Source organism: Tenacibaculum sp. SDUM215027 (assembly GCF_050566205.1).
GTDB lineage: Bacteria > Bacteroidota > Bacteroidia > Flavobacteriales > Flavobacteriaceae > Polaribacter.
The window spans coordinates 22,826-41,835 of the sequence record NZ_JBNXUE010000011.1 but is presented as its reverse complement, the minus strand read 5'-3'; the positions used below and the strand labels follow the sequence as shown (position 1 = coordinate 41,835).

Annotated in this window: 16 protein-coding genes and 1 riboswitch; of the genes, 8 read left to right on the top strand and 8 right to left on the bottom strand. The window is 33.2% G+C overall.

All coding sequences use genetic code 11. From position 1 onward, the window contains the following. Positions 1-375: 375 nt before the first annotated feature. From dsrP to ACQYZ7_RS16475, 6 genes are read right to left on the bottom strand one after another with little or no spacing between them, the layout of a single operon-like run. Positions 376-1,593, bottom strand: a complete 1,218-nt coding sequence (gene dsrP / locus ACQYZ7_RS16500) for a sulfate reduction electron transfer complex DsrMKJOP subunit DsrP (RefSeq protein ID WP_430730811.1) — start codon at positions 1,591-1,593, stop codon at positions 376-378. Positions 1,594-1,603: 10 nt separating this feature from the next. After that, positions 1,604-2,731 carry a 4Fe-4S dicluster domain-containing protein gene (locus ACQYZ7_RS16495; protein ID WP_430730810.1) on the bottom strand — a complete coding sequence of 376 codons (1,128 nt, stop codon included), beginning with the start codon at positions 2,729-2,731 and terminating at the stop codon, positions 1,604-1,606. A gap of 8 nt (positions 2,732-2,739) precedes the next feature. After that, a complete protein-coding gene (locus tag ACQYZ7_RS16490; RefSeq protein WP_430730809.1) occupies positions 2,740-3,369 on the bottom strand; it encodes a cytochrome c3 family protein in 630 nt (209 codons plus the stop codon). Continuing rightward, positions 3,369-4,058, bottom strand: a complete 690-nt coding sequence (locus ACQYZ7_RS16485) for a nitrate reductase cytochrome c-type subunit (RefSeq protein ID WP_430730808.1) — start codon at positions 4,056-4,058, stop codon at positions 3,369-3,371. Before ACQYZ7_RS16485 ends, ACQYZ7_RS16490 begins: the two co-directional genes overlap by 1 nt. A 4-nt stretch (positions 4,059-4,062) precedes the next feature. Next, entirely contained in the window at positions 4,063-6,390 is a 2,328-nt protein-coding gene (locus ACQYZ7_RS16480; RefSeq protein ID WP_430730807.1) for a molybdopterin-dependent oxidoreductase, read from the bottom strand. 2 nt (positions 6,391-6,392) lie between these two features. Next, entirely contained in the window at positions 6,393-6,632 is a 240-nt protein-coding gene (locus tag ACQYZ7_RS16475; protein ID WP_430730806.1) for a hypothetical protein, read from the bottom strand. 271 nt (positions 6,633-6,903) lie between these two features. On the opposite strand from ACQYZ7_RS16475, the gene ACQYZ7_RS16470 reads away from it, so the two are divergent. The 3 genes from ACQYZ7_RS16470 (at position 6,904) to ACQYZ7_RS16460 (ending at position 8,977) form a co-directional block, all read left to right on the top strand. Beyond that, on the top strand, positions 6,904-7,242 hold the full coding sequence (locus tag ACQYZ7_RS16470) for a winged helix-turn-helix domain-containing protein (protein ID WP_430730805.1): 339 nt from the start codon (positions 6,904-6,906) through the stop codon (positions 7,240-7,242). A gap of 65 nt (positions 7,243-7,307) precedes the next feature. Next, positions 7,308-7,610, top strand: a complete 303-nt coding sequence (locus tag ACQYZ7_RS16465; protein WP_430730804.1) for a hypothetical protein — start codon at positions 7,308-7,310, stop codon at positions 7,608-7,610. Between the two features lie 83 nt (positions 7,611-7,693). Next, entirely contained in the window at positions 7,694-8,977 is a 1,284-nt protein-coding gene (locus tag ACQYZ7_RS16460; protein WP_430730803.1) for an acetyl-CoA hydrolase/transferase family protein, read from the top strand. 49 nt (positions 8,978-9,026) lie between these two features. On the opposite strand, the gene ric is transcribed toward ACQYZ7_RS16460, so the two are convergent. Together ric and ACQYZ7_RS16450 are read right to left on the bottom strand one after the other, a co-directional pair. Continuing rightward, a complete protein-coding gene (ric, locus tag ACQYZ7_RS16455; RefSeq protein ID WP_430730802.1) occupies positions 9,027-9,746 on the bottom strand; it encodes an iron-sulfur cluster repair di-iron protein in 720 nt (239 codons plus the stop codon). A 5-nt stretch (positions 9,747-9,751) separates the two neighbouring features. After that, positions 9,752-10,987, bottom strand: a complete 1,236-nt coding sequence (locus ACQYZ7_RS16450) for an alginate export family protein (RefSeq protein ID WP_430730801.1) — start codon at positions 10,985-10,987, stop codon at positions 9,752-9,754. A gap of 215 nt (positions 10,988-11,202) precedes the next feature. On the opposite strand from ACQYZ7_RS16450, the gene msrB reads away from it, so the two are divergent. The 5 genes from msrB to thrA all read left to right on the top strand — a co-directional run bounded on the left by msrB (position 11,203) and on the right by thrA (position 18,987). Then, positions 11,203-11,652: a peptide-methionine (R)-S-oxide reductase MsrB gene (msrB, locus tag ACQYZ7_RS16445; protein ID WP_430730813.1), complete on the top strand. Its 450-nt coding sequence runs from the start codon at positions 11,203-11,205 to the stop codon at positions 11,650-11,652. A gap of 13 nt (positions 11,653-11,665) precedes the next feature. Continuing rightward, positions 11,666-12,211, top strand: a complete 546-nt coding sequence (gene msrA, locus ACQYZ7_RS16440) for a peptide-methionine (S)-S-oxide reductase MsrA (RefSeq protein WP_430730800.1) — start codon at positions 11,666-11,668, stop codon at positions 12,209-12,211. 6 nt (positions 12,212-12,217) lie between these two features. Beyond that, a complete protein-coding gene (locus ACQYZ7_RS16435) occupies positions 12,218-13,783 on the top strand; it encodes a protein adenylyltransferase SelO (protein WP_430730799.1) in 1,566 nt (521 codons plus the stop codon). Between the two features lie 184 nt (positions 13,784-13,967). After that, positions 13,968-14,082: riboswitch (SAM riboswitch) on the top strand. 131 nt (positions 14,083-14,213) lie between these two features. Next, a complete protein-coding gene (locus ACQYZ7_RS16430) occupies positions 14,214-15,506 on the top strand; it encodes an O-acetylhomoserine aminocarboxypropyltransferase/cysteine synthase family protein (protein ID WP_430730798.1) in 1,293 nt (430 codons plus the stop codon). 82 nt (positions 15,507-15,588) lie between these two features. Continuing rightward, the gene (gene thrA, locus ACQYZ7_RS16425) at positions 15,589-18,987 is read left to right on the top strand and encodes a bifunctional aspartate kinase/homoserine dehydrogenase I (protein ID WP_430730797.1); all 3,399 of its coding nucleotides are present in this window, start codon (positions 15,589-15,591) and stop codon (positions 18,985-18,987) included. Positions 18,988-19,010 lie beyond the last annotated feature (23 nt).

Sequence of the window (19,010 nt, the reverse complement as noted above, 5' to 3'; positions counted from 1 at the left end):
TGCCACTGGTGGGAGAGTAGGTCGTTGCCTTTCTTTATCAAACCTCAATCTTTTAGTAGATTGAGGTTTTTTTTATGCGCGTATTTTAGGTTGAATACTTTCTTAAAGAAAGACTTTCTTAGTTAGAATATCAAGAGCGAAAATTGATCAAGAGCTATTTAGTTAGTTATAGTCTCAAAGAGTAGAGGCTATGTTGACGTATAAGAGAGGAGTATAAAGAGATGTTTTCGAAGATGCGTAAAAGAAATATAGACGTAAGAAAAAGTAATGTAAACATTACAGTATTTGGCTTTGTAGATCTAAATACAATCAGGTACTAAAAAGCCTATGAGTTTTAAAATTCATAAGCTTTTTTAGTTTATAATAAAGTATAATTTAATTTTTGTAACGTAATTTTCCTGTTTCAATACCAATGGCTGTTTTTGCTAAAATAGTGAATATAAGAGCTCCTAAGGCCCAAATACCTAAAGTAACACCTATTTCTATTCCAGTAGGAGTGTATTCAGCTATTTTTCCGTAAGGACCAGGAATGAAACCTGGTACAATTAAACCAAACCCTTTTTCAATCCAAATAGCTATAAATAATATAAAACAAGCAAAATATAATACTTTCAAATTGTTTCTAAGTTTATGAAAAGTTAGAATAATTGTAGCTAAGACATTTAATGAAATAGCAGTCCAAATCCATGGTAATAATGCTGTTTTTCCATCTAAACCAAAAAATAAGTAGTAGGCACTTTCACTGTGATGAGTTGGAGCATAAAACTCTTTAAACAATTCAGATACTAACATGATAATGTTTATTTGAGCAGCAACAGTAACAACCATTGCTATTTTTTTAATGGTTTTATCTTCAATTTTAAAAGCTGTAAAGGTTCTGATTATAGCTAATACCAAAATAATAAGAGCTGGACCCGCAGCAAATGCAGAAGCTAAAAATCTAGGTCCCAATAAAGCATTGTTCCAAAAAGGGCGTGCTTGCAATCCTTGGTATAAAAAGGCGGTAACTAAATGAATTCCTACAGCCCAAAAAACTGATAAAATAGCTCCGGGTACATAAACACTAGCTTTCGCCTCTTTTCCTTGATAATGTCTAAATAAAATATAAAATGGAATTGTAATGTTTAGAAATAAGTATCCGTTTAGTACAATTACATCCCAAGTAAGCATTGAATTAGGAAAATTAAATACTCCAATACCGGGAATCATGTGCCATAATACAGAAGGTCCTCCCATATCAGCAATAACAAAAGCTAAACACATAATAAGTGCAGCAACCGCTAATCCTTCACCAATTAAAACAGCTTGTTTAAAATCAATATCTTTTAATACATAAGTAGGCATAACGAGCATAACAGCAGCAGCAGCAACCCCTACTAAAAAAGTAAAGTTAGAAATGTATAATCCCCAGCTTACTCTATCGGTCATTCCTGTAACACTTAGACCATGCTCTAACTGGATAGAATAACAATACATACCTACTAATATAACCAAGGTTAAAAAAGCCATCCACAGATGGTATTTTTTAGATCCTTTAGTAATAATATTTATACTATCTTTAACTAAGCTTCCAAAAACTTTAAGTTGTTTCATTTGTTTTATTTTAGTCCATGAAGTACCAAAACTTTGGTTCGGTACCTAAATCTTCTTTTAATCTGAATACTTTTTTATTTTCTAATACCCAACGAATAGTACTATTAGGATCGAGTAAGTTTCCGAAAATACGTGCTCCTGTAGGGCAGGCTTCAACACATGCTGGATTTTTTCCTGCTCTAGAGCGTTGCACACAAAAAGTACACTTTTCCATCACTCCCTTTTTACGCATTCGATTTCCTAAGTAATGTTGATTGTGGTTGATCTCTTCTTCTGGTACTTCTGGTTTGCTCCAGTTAAATCTACGCCCGTCATACGGACATGCAGCCATACAGTATCGACAACCCACACACCAATCGTAATCTACAACTACCAATCCGTCTTTCTCTCTCCAAGTAGCTTGTACAGGACATACTTCTACGCATGGTGGATTATCGCAATGAAAGCATTGAGTTCCCATATAGAAATGTCCTTCTGCAGGAACTTCGTGATAATAATTGTCATCAGCTTCATTAAAATTAAAACCTTTTCCATCTTTCATTTCATGGATTCGGATATATTGCATTTGTGAGTTTCTGTCTTGGTTATTTTCTTCAACACAAGCACTCACGCAATCCATATATCCTTGACATTTAGAAATGTTAAAAGCATAACCAAACAGTACATCTTCTTCTGCATTTTTAGAAGACATATTTATTGTTTTTCTAGTACGTAATTGGTACGAACGGACTAAACGACTTACAGTTGCTTCTTTTTCTTCATCAGTCATTAGTTTATAGTTTCCTTTAAACTGCTCTTCCCAATCTATTTGTGCTTTTTCTTTTGATTCGTCACTAGAAGTGATACTTGTACAAGAAGACACAGCGCCAGCTCCAATTAATAAGCTAGCCGTTAGTTTTTTGAAGGCAGATCTACGATCCATTTTTACATCAAATACCTGCTCAAAACCATCTTTATGTCGTTCTTCACCTATAGACGCATTTACTGCTTTTTCAAAAAACTCTTCATTACTTAATTCTTCTTTAATAGCGTGGGAATCACATCCACCAGATGTTTTTCCACAACTACAAGAACTATTTTTCTGTTTATGCTTACTATTTAGGTTTAGAGTAAACCATTTTTTGTTGTTATTGCTCATGCCTAAATTTATTTACGTTCTTTAATTTTTTGAGTATTAAATCGTGCTGGCCATTTTGAATGGAAACTTGGTGAATGTGGATTATGACAATTTACGCAAGTCATAGAAGTTCTTGGAGGAGCCCAACCACCAATACGTTTTCCATGTGCGCCTCCTGTCCAGTCTTTGTATTGTTTTTGGTGACATTGACTACACAGTTTATAACTGTTGTTAAAATCAATTGAATTTCCTGTAAGGCTTTTTAAATTATCAGGATTATCACCATTGTGGCAAGTAGTACAATCCATAGTATTGCTATCAGCATGATTTACCTTAATGTTCCAATGTGCTTTTTTGGTAGCATCTTTACTTTGCATTTTATGCAACGGTTGCGTATGACATTCGGTACAAGCAAATGATTTTATTTGTTCTTTTCTTTCAGGAATTAAAAATGTTTGACCGTTTTCAGTAACCTCAATCGTTTTAACATTTCCAATGTATTTTTCAGAAGAAATAGAAGTACCGTGATAGTTTTTACTTTCAGCTTCTATTTTATCTGTTATGTTATGATATTCATCCTCTTTATGCTTACATGAAGTAATTATAAAGACGATAAAAAATAGATAACTCAGTAGTTTTATATGATGGTAATAGTTCATTAGTTTTCAAATTTTCTGATGAAAGATCCTATGTCTTCTGTTATTTTATTATTAGGAACATGACATTGACGACAATTTACTCGTTCGGGATGTGTAACTCTAATTTCTTTTGGGGCACTAGGACCAGCATGACAGGCTAAACAATTTTCTCGTAGTTGTAATTGATGAGGAATTACTGGCGGACTTCCGACCAAAGCATTGTTTGTTCCTACAGTAGGAATAGTTCCCTTTGTAAAGTTGGTTCCTTTAAATAGTGTTTGCGCTTTTTGTGGCACGTGACATTGGCGACAGTTTATCATCTCTGGATGTGGTGTAACGGGAGCATATGCTTCAAATTTTGTTACAAAACCTCCATTTTCATGACATTTTAAACAGCTATTTTCTCCCATATTACGTTCACTAGCAACTTCATGAGGAATGCTAGGAGGAGCTCCATAGAAAGCTCTGTTTTCGTAATAGGTTTTCATACTTCGCTGATGATTGTCATCTATAGGCATATTGGCATAATCTAAGGCATATTCTGAACGCTGAAATACACCAGTTTCAGAAGGAATAATAGGAATAGGTCTGTTGTTTTCTATTGGAATATAGGCTTCTTCTTGACCTTGATAATAACTATAATTCCATACAGCAATAAAAGCTATAAATAGAATGATAAAAAGTGATATGATTCCTAAACGTTTTCTCATAACCTTAAGCTTTTTCTATTTTAACAGCACACTTTTTGTAATCTGGTTCTTTTGAAATAGGACAAAAAGAGTCGAGTGTGATATCATTAATTAGCATATTTTCATCAAAGAAAGGAACAAATACTTGCATTGGAGCAGGTACTCCTCGTTGATTAATAGAAGCTGGCAGCGTAATTTCACCACGACGTGTTGTTAGTTTTACCTTATCACCTGTTTTAATTTGCATGCGTTTAGCATCGGCAGGGTTTAACTCAACATAGCCATGTGGCATTGCTTTGTGAAGCACAGGAATACGTCTTGTCATAGAACCGGTATGCCAGTGTTCAACAACACGACCTGTGTTTAACCAATATGGATATTCAGCATCTGGTTCTTCTGCAGCTGGTTCATATGGACGTTGCCAAATAATAGCTTTTCCATCTGGTTTTCCATAAAAATGAAAATCTTCACCATTGCTACATGCTGGATCGTATTTAGCATTAAAACGCCATTGGGTAGATTTTCCATCTACATAAGGCCATTGCATTCCAGGGTTTTCCTTTAAAACCTCTAAAGGAGCCATGTTGTGTTTTTTATTATCGTGGTGTTTACGATATTCAGCATAAATTTCTTCAATATGAGTTTCTTCATTGTAGTAAAACTGTTTTTCATATCCTAAGCGTTTTGCTACCTCAACTAATTGCCAAGTATCGCTCATGGCTTCACCTGGTGGTTGTACCATTTGCTCGAAATATTGGGTTCTACGTTCTGAGTTTCCGTACATACCTTCACGCTCTACCCACATTGCTGATGGTAGAATAACATCTGCTATATCTGTTGTTGGCGTAGGGTAGATGTCAGAAACGACAATAAATCGCCCTTCTTTTTTAGCGGCATCTCTATAACGTTTTAATTTAGGCATGGTTACCATAGGGTTTGTTACCTGAATCCACATAAAACGAATATCGCCTCTATCTAAAGCTCTAAACATTTCAACAGTATGGTATGTAGGCTTTGGATCGATATTTTCAACTGGAACATCCCAAATTCTTGCAGCAAATTCACGATGTTCTTTATTCATCACTACACCATGAGGAAGTTTGTGCGTTAAGGTACCTACTTCTCTAACAGTACCACAAGCCGATGGCTGACCTGTTAAAGAAAATGGACTATTACCAGGAGTAGATATTTTTCCTGTTAATAAATGGATGTTGTAAATTAAGTTGTTCATCCAAGTACCTCTACTATGTTGGTTAGGTCCCATACACCAAAGTGACATTACTTTTTTATTAGGATCACCATAGTAAGTAGCCATGTACTTAATATCTTTAGCAGAAACACCAGAAAATTTCTCTACTTTTTCGGGCGTATAGTCTTCTAAAAACTTTTTGTATTCTTTAAAATTAATTTTTTCTGGTTTATCTTTAAACTTGTATTTATCCTCTAAACCATATCCCATGTTGGTCAATCCTTTATTAAAGTTACAGTGCTTTTCAACAAAAGATTTATTAACCCAGCCATTATTTATAATTTCATAACAAATAGCGTTGGCAACTGCTAAATCGGTTTGAGGTAAAAATAAAATAGATTTATCCGCAGCCATACTAGTACGAGTAGTACGCGTAGCAAAATCGATGATTTTTACACCTCTTTTTAATCGGTTATCTAACATCCTAGAGAATAATACTGGGTGCATTTCAGCCATATTATTTCCCCATAAAACAAATACGTCTGCATGATCAATATCTTCATAACACCCCATTGGTTCATCTATACCGAAGGAAGTTAAAAATCCTGTAACGGCACTAGCCATACATAAACGAGCATTGGCTTCTACATTATTGGTACCTATACAACCTTTAAATAGTTTAGAGGCCACATACCCATCAGGAATTGTCCATTGCCCAGAACCGTAAATAGATACTGCATCTTTACCATAATCTTTTATGGTTTCTTTCATTTTTGAAGAAATTAAATCTAAAGCTTCTTTCATTGAAGTTTCTACATAGGTTCCATTTTTCTTAACTAACGGTTTGGTTAAACGGTCTTTACCATACATTGCCATGACTGAGTGATATCCTTTTACACAGCACAATCCTTTATTAACAGGTGACTTGGGATCACCTTTTACTGCGACTGCTTTACCGTTTTCAACACCAACCATTACTCCACATCCTACACCACAGAATCGGCAAGGAGCTTTTTTCCAATCTAAATTTTTGCCTTTTGGTAGTTTTTTTTCTTGTTCACCAGCAAACATAATTCCAGGAAACATAGTTGCAGCTGCTGTCATGGCAGATAACACAGCCATTTTTTTTATAAAACTTCGTCTGTTAGTTGTCGAGGTATACATAATTAGTTCTTTTTAGGTGTATTGAAGCCTGAAACCATAGCTAGTAATTTTAAACTACTAATAGTCTCTAATTTTTGTTTTAAAGTTTCTTCTTCTACTTTGGTATCAGTCTCAGTAACTACTACTAAAACATCTTTATTTTCAGCAGGAATTACTTCACATTGACCTAAGGTTGATAAAGCTTTAATGAGCTCTTCTTTTTTACCATCATGAGGATGGGCTAGATAACTTTTTATAGGCATAAAATAGTTGTTAATTTCTCTAACAAATTAATAAATATATGAATACTAAAAAAATGATATTTATCATAACTCATAGTTTTTCAATACGTTATGTTTTTGTAGAAATAACGAATAAGCTTGAAAGTGAAGAGGTTAAAGACTTTTTTGTCTTTTTTAAATAATGGAAAAAATGTAATTTATAATTGTTTTAAATAATTTACTGTTTATGATTAGCCTCATAAATAAAAAAGAAATAAGCCTTTAGTTTTGAGCTCTAGTTCAATTATAATTTATGCCATATAAAATTAAAAGTAGAATATGGATAGAAATAAATAATACCACTTTTTTAGGTGAAGGAAGAGTTCGGTTATTGAAATCTATCAAAGAAACTAAATCGTTATCAAAATCGGCAAAAGAATTAAAAATGTCATATAAAAAGGCATGGAATTTAATTGATTCTGTCAATAAAAAAGCTAAAAAACCTGTTGTCGTTAAAATGTCGGGAGGATTGAGAGGTGGTGGAACGACATTGACTGAACATGGTTTGGAACTTATAGAAATGTATGAGAGTATTAATACCAACTGTTGGAAGTATTTAGACAAACAACTTGAAAAATATTCACAGGACTGATTTTAAGGTAGAGTAAGAAGATTCAGAGGGTGTATAGTAATATGATTAATATCATATTTTAAACTTTGCTGTCTGACTACTTTCGCATTAAGAACTCTTTAAAAGAACTACAAGTTTTAATGCGAGGTTACGTAGGAATTGTACGAAGTAATACTCGGTTAAAAATAACAAAAGCAAAGCTTGATATCATTTATAATGAGGTAGAGAAGTTGTATAAAACATCCAAAATTACTACAACTCTTTGTGAGTTAAGAAATATGGTTACTATAGCATATTTAATTATTAACCAATCATTAGAAAGAAAAGAGAGTAAAGGAGGATACTTTAATACTGATAATAGTACGAAACAAGTTTGTGAATTAGTTTAGTTAGCATGACTTTTATCATTAATTAAATAGCACTTTCTTGTGATATTTGTACCTATAAAACACTGAATAAAACACTGAATAAAATGCCAGAAAATTTAAAGATTGTTACAGCTGAAGAAGCTGTAGCTATTGTAAAATCAAATAATAAAATATTTTTTCAAGGAGCAGCAATGACTCCTAATTTACTCATAGATACTTTGTGTGAGCGCTATCAAGACTTAACCAATGTAGAAATTATTCAAATTCATACGCATGGTAAAGCGAAGTATTTAGAAGAACCTTATAGCAAATCATTCAAATTGATAAGCTGCTTTGTAGGTGATAATGTAAGGAAAGGAGTGAATACGAATAACGGAGATTATATTCCTATTTTTTTAAGTGAAATACATTGGTTATTCCGCCGTAATATTTATCCGTTAGATGTAGCATTTATCCAAGTTTCTCCTCCAGACAAGCATGGATACTGTTCTTTAGGTACTTCAGTAGACATTACACTTCCAGCTATACAAACCGCTAAAACTGTAATAGCACAAGTAAATCCTAATGTTCCTAGAACTCATGGAGACGGTATCATACATATAAGTAATATTGATTATGCAGTAGAAGTGAACTCACCAATTCATATATCAATAACAGGAAGTCCTTCTGAAATAGAAACCAAAATAGGAAAAAATGTTGCAGGGTTAATTGATGATGGAGCAACTTTACAAATGGGAATTGGAAACATACCCAATGCTGTATTACATAATTTAACCAACCATCAACGTTTAGGAATTCATACAGAAATGTTTTCTGATGGTGTATTACCTTTAATAGAAAAAGGGATAATAACAGGAGAAGAGAAAGAAATAAAAACAGGAAAAATTGTTACTTGTTTTGCTGTGGGTTCTCAAAAATTGTATGATTTTATAGATGATAATCCGTTAGTGCATTTTAAAGAAGCAGGTTATACAAATGATACATCTATCATAAAACTAAATCCGAAAGTAACCGCAATTAATAGTGCCATTGAAATTGATTTAACAGGGCAAGTTTGTGCTGATACTATTGGAAAATATCAATATTCAGGGGTAGGAGGACAAATGGATTTTATTAGAGGAGCATCCTTATCAAAAGAAGGAAAAGCAATAATCGCAATGCCATCAATAACAGCGAAAGGAGTTTCTAAAATTACTCCGTTCTTAAAAGAAGGAGCAGGAGTTACAACTACAAGAGCTCATGTACATTATGTAGCAACAGAGTATGGAGTAGTTAACTTGTTTGGAAAGAGTTTAAAGGAAAGAGCGAAAGCACTAATTTCTATAGCACATCCTAATTTTAGAGAAGAATTAGAACGAGAGGCATTCAACAGGTTTATTAAATTATAAATAAAACAAAAAAAGGAGCATTCAAATGCTCTTTTTTTTTTGCTTTTGATTAGTGTATTTTCTTTTCTAAAGCAATGGTTTTAGGGTGTAAAATATTGTTTTCAAGATGTATGTGCTTATGTAAATCTTGTTCAAACTCATCTAGTTTAGCATACAAAGCTCTAAATGTATTACAAGCTCCCTCAGGAGGTGTATAATTATTAGATAGTCTCGCTATTTCTTTAAAAACATTACCTGCACTCTCATGTTCATGCTCCATCATTTGTATAGGATTGTTTACAGTTCTGAAAGGAGGTGTTGTATTTTTTGTGCCTTCTTTTTCAGCTTGTACTAGTTGTTTTATGAAGGGAAATAATACTTGTTCTTCTTTTTGCATATGTGATAGTAGCTCATTTGCTACTTCATGAAATAAATCAGTTATTTCTACAACTTCAGCGTAATGATGTCCATGCACTTTAGCAACTTTATTAACATATTGAGAAATGATAGGTAGACTTTCTCTTACATAGGTATGATGTACATTTTCAATATAAATTATTAAAAAATCCAATTCCCATTTATCATAATCTTCAATAACATCTTTCACTACATCTACTTCAGTCAGCTCTTTTTCAATATCTGCTTGATCTACGTTGTTTTTAGCACAAGCTTTTGCAATTGTTATACCACCTCCACAGCAAAAGTCAATTCCGTATTTTTTAAATACATGTGCTGTCTTTATGTTTTCAGTTACATAATCAGCCACTGTTTTGTTATTTGATACTACCATGATTTCTAGTTTTTTGATGAAAATAAAGTTGGCTTAATAGTTACCATAACCCAAGCCCAGTTATTCGTATTGCCGTCTGAGTTTCCTTTTAAAACTTCCATTCCTTCAGATGGAAATAGATGAGAATAACCAGCTTTAAAATCGATGTCTCTCGTAAATTTATATCCGTATACTAAATCTACTTCAGTACCTAGTTGGTTAGAAACTGAGTTATTAATATCTGCTGCTGCAGAAAAATTATGAACAAAAGCTGTTAAACCAGATTTAAGGTTTAATTTAAAGTTAACTTTTGCATAGAGATCTAACAAACCAACACTGTTTATATGATTTCCTACGTAGAAATAATCCATAAAACCATTAAACTTATGATTGGTTCCATAAAAAGGGGTAAAAGCATTGTTTTCATCAGCAGGAGTATTGTAGTCATTACCACTTTGTAATTCAACACCTATTCCAACTTTTGTTTTTTCAGAAGCTTTAAACATCGTTTCTAAACCAAGTAAATAAGCGCTTAACTCTCTATCCAAAGCATCATTTCCAAATTGATAATATAAGTTAGCAGCAATAGTAAATTTATCCTTTTTGACAGTTAGATGCGTTCCCACAGTTTGACTGTATGTAAGCCCATTAGGAGATTGCATTCCGTTATTTAAAAACAAAAAACTACCAGAAAAGTCATTCCAATCTTTATGTAACCATGCATATTGCATTGCTTTATACGTGTTTGGTGTAGTTAAGTTCGTTCCTGTTAGGTTTTCTTTCGATTGATTAAAAGCTAAACCAATATCAAATTTAAAATCATCTTTTTGATATTTAAGCATAGCCATATCGTGACTTCGAGCTTGTTGAGCCCAATCTACATTACCAAAAACCCTGCTATCATCGTATATAACTTCTTGACGTCCTAATTTTACAGAAAAATTAGCATCTAAAAAAATTTCTCCCCATGCTTGGTGAACACTTAAGCCACTGTTATCAGCATTATTAAGTTGCGGAACATCTCCCCAAACTCTTACATCTTGAAAACTAACATAAAAGTTTAATTTTTCAGTTTTATAGGAAGTGTTAAGTCGGGTTCTTTGCGAAACAAAAAGAGCAGGATTAGTATTATCAGGAAATAAAGTTTTAAACCCATGCCTATACTCAGCACGTGGACGTAGTTCTGCATCAATTGTTAATTGAGCAAAAATAGTAGTTGTAGCAAAAAAGAGTAATGCTATTATAATTTTTGATGTTTTCATAATTTTTTAAATTAACATTACTTCAAATTTCTAGATAATTACTAGGATAAAATATGATAAAAATCAGTCGGATAATAAAAAGATAAAAATATCTTTTTTGTAAATAGTAAAAATTTAAAAGAGTATAATTGATAATGAATCGTAGTTTTGTAAGTAAGATAAAAAAGGAACTACTAATAAGTTAAATAAAAAGAATGAGCGAGATGAACGACAAAATTTTAACTTGGAAAGATGTAATTAACTTTGCGGTGAATGGCAATCCAACACCCGATAAAAGAGTGGAAAAAACAGCAGTAGAATGGCAAGAACTTTTAACCCTAGAACAGTTTAGAGTTACTAGACAAAAAGGAACAGAAAGACCAAACTCAGGAGAACTGTGTAGTGTTTATGATGAAGGAAAATATAAATGTGTATGCTGTGGCACACCTTTGTTCGATTCAACTATTAAATTTAGTTCAGGTACTGGTTGGCCTAGCTTTACACAACCTATAAAAGAAAATTCTATTCAGTATGAGAAAGATACTACCTTCGGTATGGTACGTGTGGAGGTAATGTGTAATACTTGTGATGCTCATTTAGGACATGTTTTTCCTGACGGGCCAGAACCTAGCGGATTACGTTATTGTATTAACTCAGCTTCAATGATTTTAGATACTGATGAATAAGGAAAGGAGAGAAATGACAAATAATAAATTAGAAGTAATAACCGTTGGTGGCGGTTGTTTTTGGTGTGTAGAAGCTGTTTTAAATCAAATAAGAGGAGTAGAAGAAGTGGTATCTGGTTATATGGGGGGCACTGTACCAGGAACACCAACTTATAGAGAAATTTGTTCAGGTTTAACAGGGCATGCAGAAGTAGTACAAGCAACGTTTAATCCTGAAATAATAAGTTATGAAGAGTTATTGGTAATGTTTATGACAAGTCATGACCCAACAACATTAAACAAACAAGGAGCAGACGTAGGAACACAGTACCGTTCCGTTATTTTTTATCATACAGAAGAACAACAAATAACTGCTGAAAAAGTAATAGAAAAGTTAGCTGCTTACTATGAAGATGAAATTGTAACAGAAATAAGTCCAGCATCCAAATTTCATATGGCAGATGAGAGTCATCAAGATTTTTACGAAAAGAATAAAGATCAAATGTATTGTGTAGTAGTTATTTCACCTAAATTGGCAAAATTGAAAAAGCTATACGCAGACAAATTAAAAGAACAATAGAACGTGTTGAAATTCAATATACAAAATACCTTTATAGAAGAGTTACCTGCAGACCCAATTCAAGAAAATACTCGAAGACAGGTTACAGAAGCTTGCTTTTCGTATGTAACTCCTAAAAAAACGTCCAATCCAGAAATAATTCATGTTTCGGATGAAATGGTAAATGAATTAGGACTAATAGAAGCTAAAGTAGCTTCCGAAGAGTTTAAAAATGTGTTCACAGGGAATAAAGTATATGCTAGTACACAACCCTATGCAATGTGTTATGGAGGCCATCAGTTTGGGCATTGGGCAGGTCAATTAGGAGACGGTAGAGCAATTAATTTGTTTGAAGTAATCCATAATAACAAAAAATGGGTTTTACAATTAAAAGGAGCTGGTGAAACACCATATTCACGTACTGCAGACGGATTAGCAGTGTTACGTTCTTCTGTTCGTGAATATTTGTGTAGCGAGGCTATGCATCATTTGGGCGTACCTACTACAAGAGCTTTATCGTTAGCACTGTCAGGAGATCAGGTACTAAGAGACGTGATGTATGATGGAAATGCTGCATATGAAAAAGGAGCAATTGTGTGTAGAACAGCCGAGTCTTTTTTACGTTTTGGTAGTTATCAAATATTTCCTGCCAGAGGAGATGTAAAAACATTAAAAACACTGGTTGATTATACAATTAAACATCATTTTTCTCATTTAGGAGAACCTTCAAAAGAAACATACGTATCCTTTTTTAAGGAAGTAGCCGAACGTAGCTTAGAAATGGTAATTCATTGGCAGCGTGTTGGATTTGTGCACGGGGTTATGAATACAGATAATATGTCGATTTTAGGTTTAACAATTGATTATGGACCTTACGGATGGTTGGAAGGTTATGATCATGGATGGACACCTAATACTACTGATAATAAACATAAACGTTATCGATATGGTTCACAGCCAGAGGTGGTTTTATGGAATTTATATCAGTTGGCAAATGCTTTATATCCTTTAATTGAAGAAGCTGAACCTTTAGAAGTTGTTTTAGAAAATTATCAAGAAAAATTTCCTGAAAAGTACATGCAGATGATGCGAGAAAAATTAGGGCTTTTTTCTTCAAAACAATCAGACGGAACGTTAGTTTCAGATCTTGAAGAAGTACTTCAAAAAACAGAAACAGACATGACAATTTTTTTCCGATTGTTGTCAAGTGTTTCTAAAAATGATACTGTAGAGGAGGTAATAAAAAAAATTAAAAAAGCATTTTATACGCCTTCAGAAATTGTAGACGAAATAAAAAAATCTTGGGAAAACTGGTTTCGAAATTATATAGATAGATTACAGAATGAAACTGTTTCGGATGAAGACAGAAAAGTAAAAATGAACGTTGTAAACCCGAAATATGTACTTAGAAATTATATGGCGCAATTAGCCATTGATGATGCAAATAAAAATGATTTTGTATTGTTAAATGAGTTATATTTACTGCTGAAAAAACCTTATGATGAGCAGCCAGAAAATGAAAAATGGTTCGTAAAACGTCCTGAATGGGCACGAAATAAAGTGGGTTGTTCTATGTTATCTTGTAGTTCTTAAGATAAAAAACACACTAAACCTTTTGTTTAAGTGAAACAATGTAGTTTGTTGATTGTTAATTACTTGGTTGCATGTGTTGATGATAATTCAAAACACTTTTTTAAATAAAAATCAAAATAAATTTGGAATATTCAATTTTATAATTGAATATTTGTGCTCGTAAAAGTTCAAACACTTATTGACGATGTTATCAAGAAAGGTGGAGGGATTAGACCCTGTGAAACCTTAGCAACCCTTTGTGCAAACAAAGAAGGTGCTAAATTCTACCAGAGCGTAAAAAACTCGAGGATAGATAACCCAAAGAAGTTTCTTTATTTCTACAAGAACTTTCTTATAATTTCTTAATAACATTTTTCTAGTAAGCAACATCTAAAAAAGGATGTGTTTTGGCTTTTGGTTTAATTTTTTTATTAACTCAAAAACAAGAAAAATGAGTACACAAAAATTCGCAACCAATGCGTTGCACGCAGGTCACGATGTAACACAAAATGGAGGAACAAGAGCAGTTCCTATTTATCAAACAACATCGTATGTTTTTAACGATTCAGAACATGCAGCAAATCTATTTTCGTTAAAAGAATTAGGTTTTATTTACACCCGATTAAACAATCCAACTAATCAAATTTTACAAGACCGTTTAGCTGCTTTAGAAGGAGGTATTGGCGCAGTAGTATTTGCTTCTGGTACCGCAGCAATCTCAACAGGATTGTTAACCTTACTAAAAGCTGGGGATCATATTGTTGCTTCGAGTAGTTTGTATGGAGGAACCTACAATTTACTGAATGTTACGTTACCAAGATTAGGAATTACCACTACGTTTGTTGATGCTTCAAACCCTGATAGTTTTGCTGATGCAGTACAAGAAAATACTAGAGCATTTTTTGTAGAATCATTAGGAAATCCAAAATTAGATGTGTTAGACTTACAAGCCATTTCTTCACATGCAAAAAAGGCAGAAGTTCCGTTTATTGTAGATAATACAGTAGCAACTCCAGCTTTATTAAATCCGATTGAACACGGAGCAAATATTGTAATTCACTCGTTAACAAAATACATTGGTGGACAAGGAAACTCGTTAGGAGGAGCAATTATTGATGCAGGAACTTTTAACTGGGCAAATGGAAAATTCCCCGAGTTTACTAAGCCTTCAGCAGGATACCACGGATTAGTATACCACGAAGCTTTAGGAGCTGCTTCATACACGTTTAAGTTAATTTTAGAAGGGTTACGTGATTTTGGAGGAGCTTTAAGTCCAACGAATGCATTTAATATTATTCAAGGATTGGAAACCTTAGAAGTAAGAATTCAAAAACATAGTGAAAGTGCGTTAGCTATAGCAAAATGGTTAGAAGAACAAGAAGAGGTTGCTTGGGTAAATTATCCAGGATTAGAAGGAAATAAATACAAAGCTTTAGCCGATAAATACTTACCAAAAGGGCAAAGTGGGTTAGTAACCTTTGGTGTAAAAGGGGGGTATGAAGCAGCTAAAACCATTGCCGATAATACAAAACTCTTTTCATTACTAGCTAATATTGGAGACACCAAATCTTTAATTATACACCCTGCAAGTACCACGCACCAACAGTTGAATGATGAGGCACAAGAAAGCACAGGAGTAACTAAAGATTTAATCCGTTTATCAGTTGGACTGGAAAATATTGAAGATTTAAAAAAGGATTTAGAAGAAGCGTTTGCTAAAATTCCTACAGAAGTAGTAGCGTAAAAGAGTTATATCAACAAGTACAGATAAAGACTAGGCTATTAGTCCTGAATTTACTTCAAAACAGCATCTAAAAATATCAATAATGAAAAGTGATTTACAACATATACATATTCTTAGTTATACCACAATAGGCGGTGCACAATTCGATAAAATTCCGTTGAGCTATCAAACCTTCGGAAAAGCATTGGGCACTGCACCTGTGGTACTTATTAACCATGCGTTAACAGGAAACAGCAATGTTACAGGAACTGATGGTTGGTGGCAAGATTTGGTTGGTAAAAACAAGATTATTGATACGAGTCAGTATACAGTTTTGTGCTTTAACATTCCAGGAAACGGTTATGATGATTTTTTAATTGATGATTATAAAAGCTTTGTAGCACGTGATGTTGCAAACATCTTTTTACAAGGGCTAGAACAACTAAGGGTTGAAAAATTATTTGCGTTGATAGGTGGTTCTCTAGGTGGTGGAATAGCTTGGGAAATGGCGGTAGTTAATCCGAAAATAACAAAACACTTAATTCCTATTGCGACCGACTGGAAATCGACTGATTGGTTAATAGCAAACTGTCAAATACAAGAACAGTTTTTAACCAATTCTAGCAATCCTGTACATGATGCTCGTATGCATGCAATGCTGTGTTACCGAACCCCAGAATCATTTAAAAAACGATTTCAACGCTCTAAAAACGAGGAGTTGCAAATTTTTAATGTTGAAAGTTGGCTGTTACACCACGGAAAAAAATTACAAGAGCGTTATCAACTAGCTTCTTACAAATTGATGAATCAGTTATTAAAAACAATTGATGTTACAAAAGGTAGAGAAGGATTAGATGTGTTAGAAACCATTGAAGCAGAGATCCATATTGTTGGCGTAGATTCTGATTTGTTTTTTACAGCGGAAGAAAACAGAGAAACACATAAACAACTGGCATCTGTTCATGCAAATGTAACCTATAATGAAATCAATTCAGATCATGGGCATGATGCTTTCTTAATAGAATACAAACAATTAGAAAAAATTATTGAACCGATATTCAATCAAAAATCAAAGAATAAAAGAATGAAAATTTTAAAATTTGGCGGAAAATCTTTGTCGAATGTAGGCATACAAAATGTTGTAGCTATCATAGAACAAAAAATTAATGAAGGAGAAAATATAGCTGTAGTTGTTTCTGCAAGAGGGAAAGCGACTGATGAGTTGGAAGAGATTTTAGAAAAAGCAGCTAAAAATGAAGTTTTTAAAGAGCAGTTAGAAGCTTTTAAATATGAGCAAACAAAATTAACTCCATTGGTAGATTTTTCTGGGGAGTTTGATAGGCTAGAAAAATTATTTGAAGGTGTTCGTTTGTTAGGAGATTATAGCCAAAAGATAAAAGACGAAGTATTGGCGCAAGGAGAATTATTGTCTATAAAAACAGTAACCGATTTATTACAACAAAAAGGTATTAACGCAAATGCTACAGATGCTAGAAACTTATTAAAAACGGATGAAAGCTTAGGTAACGGACAGTCAATAGTTGCAGTATCAAAAGAAAATGTATTGAATCACTTTAAGCAGTATAACGGTACAACAGTAAACGTTGTAGCTGGGTTTATAGCATCAAACTTAAAAAATGAAACCACTACTTTAGGAAGAAACGGAAGTAATTATACAGCCTCGTTATTGGCAAACTATTTAGATGCCGAAGAGTTACAAAACTACACGCATGTAGATGGTATTTTTACTGCAAACCCTGATTTGGTTGCAGATGCTAAAAAGATAGAAGAATTGTCATTTTCAGAAGCTAATGAATTAGCAAACTTCGGTGCTACTATTTTACACGCTAAAACGATAATTCCACTGTTGGAGAAGAATATCAATCTTCGAATATTAAACACCTTTAACCCTAATGATAATGGAACACTAATAACAGCAAGATCAACATCAAAAGGAATTAAATCTTTATCAGTATTAGATAACGTAGCTTTGATAAATTTTGAAGGAAGAGGATTGTTAGGAAAAGTAGGAGTAGACGCTCGTATTTTTAAAGCATTGAGTAATCACGGAATTAGTGTGAGTATAATTTCACAAGGTTCTTCAGAAAGAGGAATTGGTTTGGTGATTGATAAAAACAATGCAGCAGCAGCCGTAAAAGCCTTAGAGCAGGAGTTTGAAAATGACTTACAAACAAAAGATGTAAGTCAAATATCTATTCTTGAAGAAGTATCGGTAATTTCTATCATCGGGCAAGACTTAAGTGAGTTTCATCATCCGTACAATACGTTGATTAAAAACCAGGTTGTACCATTACTATTTAACAATACCATTACTGGTAAAAATGTAAGTTTAGTAGTAAAAAAAGAACAATTACACAAAGCGTTGAATGTAATTCACGGTCAAGTTTTTGGAGTTGCTAAAAAAATAAATATAGCTGTTTTTGGTAAGGGTTTAGTGGGCGGAACATTGATAGAGCAGATTTTAGAAAATTCAAAAACGATTTTAGAAAGACGAAAAATCCAGTTGAACATTTTTGCAATTGCTAATTCTAAAAAAGTATTGTTAACTAAGAATGGAGCCGATACTAATTGGTCGGAAGAGCTTGAAAACATAGAAGAAAATACAGACATTGTAAATGATGTAATTACATACGCAAGAGAGCATCACTTAGAAAATTTAATAGCAGTAGATAATACAGCTAGCTTAGATTTTATAGAAAACTATATTCCGTTGGTTAATGCAGGTTTCGACTTAGTTTCATCAAATAAAATAGCAAATACTGTTTCGTATGATTTTTATAAAAAACTACGTAAAACCTTAGATAAAAATAAAAAGAGTTATTTGTATGAAACCAATGTAGGCGCAGGTTTACCATTGATTGATACGATTAAGTTATTACATGATTCAGGAGAAAATATCACTAGAATTAGAGGAGTGTTTTCAGGATCATTAAGTTATTTGTTTAATAAGTTTTCTGCGGAAGAAGTGTCATTTTCAACTGTATTACAAGAAGCGATAGAAAATGGATTTACAGAACCTGATCCTCGTGAAGACTTATGTGGAAATGATGTTGCCAGAAAGCTTTTAATTTTAGCTAGAGAGTTGGACTTAGAAAATGAGTTTGAAGATATTCAAATAGAGAACTTAATTCCAGAAGCGTATAGAGAAGTATCTTCTGATGAGTTTTTAGGGAGTTTAGAAAAGTTAAATTCAACATTTCAACGACAAAAAGAAACTCAAGAAGAGAAACACGTACTACGATATATTGGAGATTTACATGGAGACTTACAACAAACAAAAGGAGAGTTAGATGTAAAGTTAGTATCTGTACCTGAAAGTTCACCCCTAGGAAGTTTAAAAGGTTCTGATGCAATTTTTGAAATCTACACAGAGTCATATGGAGCACAACCTATCGTAATACAAGGAGCAGGAGCAGGATCAAAAGTTACTGCAAGAGGGGTATTTGGAGATATTTTACGATTAGCAAAGAATAATAATTAGTAGAAAGAAACAAGAACCAAGAA

Coding starts and splice junctions, on each gene's coding strand:
- dsrP (WP_430730811.1), bottom strand. CDS start 1,593: ATGAAACAACTTAAAGTTTTTGGAAGCTTAGTTAAAGATAGTATAAAT.
- ACQYZ7_RS16475 (WP_430730806.1), bottom strand. CDS start 6,632: ATGCCTATAAAAAGTTATCTAGCCCATCCTCATGATGGTAAAAAAGAA.
- ACQYZ7_RS16485 (WP_430730808.1), bottom strand. CDS start 4,058: ATGAGAAAACGTTTAGGAATCATATCACTTTTTATCATTCTATTTATA.
- thrA (WP_430730797.1), top strand. CDS start 15,589: ATGAAAAGTGATTTACAACATATACATATTCTTAGTTATACCACAATA.
- ACQYZ7_RS16460 (WP_430730803.1), top strand. CDS start 7,694: ATGCCAGAAAATTTAAAGATTGTTACAGCTGAAGAAGCTGTAGCTATT.
- ACQYZ7_RS16480 (WP_430730807.1), bottom strand. CDS start 6,390: ATGTATACCTCGACAACTAACAGACGAAGTTTTATAAAAAAAATGGCT.
- msrA (WP_430730800.1), top strand. CDS start 11,666: ATGACAAATAATAAATTAGAAGTAATAACCGTTGGTGGCGGTTGTTTT.
- ric (WP_430730802.1), bottom strand. CDS start 9,746: ATGGTAGTATCAAATAACAAAACAGTGGCTGATTATGTAACTGAAAAC.
- ACQYZ7_RS16450 (WP_430730801.1), bottom strand. CDS start 10,987: ATGAAAACATCAAAAATTATAATAGCATTACTCTTTTTTGCTACAACT.
- ACQYZ7_RS16490 (WP_430730809.1), bottom strand. CDS start 3,369: ATGAACTATTACCATCATATAAAACTACTGAGTTATCTATTTTTTATC.
- ACQYZ7_RS16430 (WP_430730798.1), top strand. CDS start 14,214: ATGAGTACACAAAAATTCGCAACCAATGCGTTGCACGCAGGTCACGAT.
- ACQYZ7_RS16470 (WP_430730805.1), top strand. CDS start 6,904: ATGCCATATAAAATTAAAAGTAGAATATGGATAGAAATAAATAATACC.
- ACQYZ7_RS16495 (WP_430730810.1), bottom strand. CDS start 2,731: ATGAGCAATAACAACAAAAAATGGTTTACTCTAAACCTAAATAGTAAG.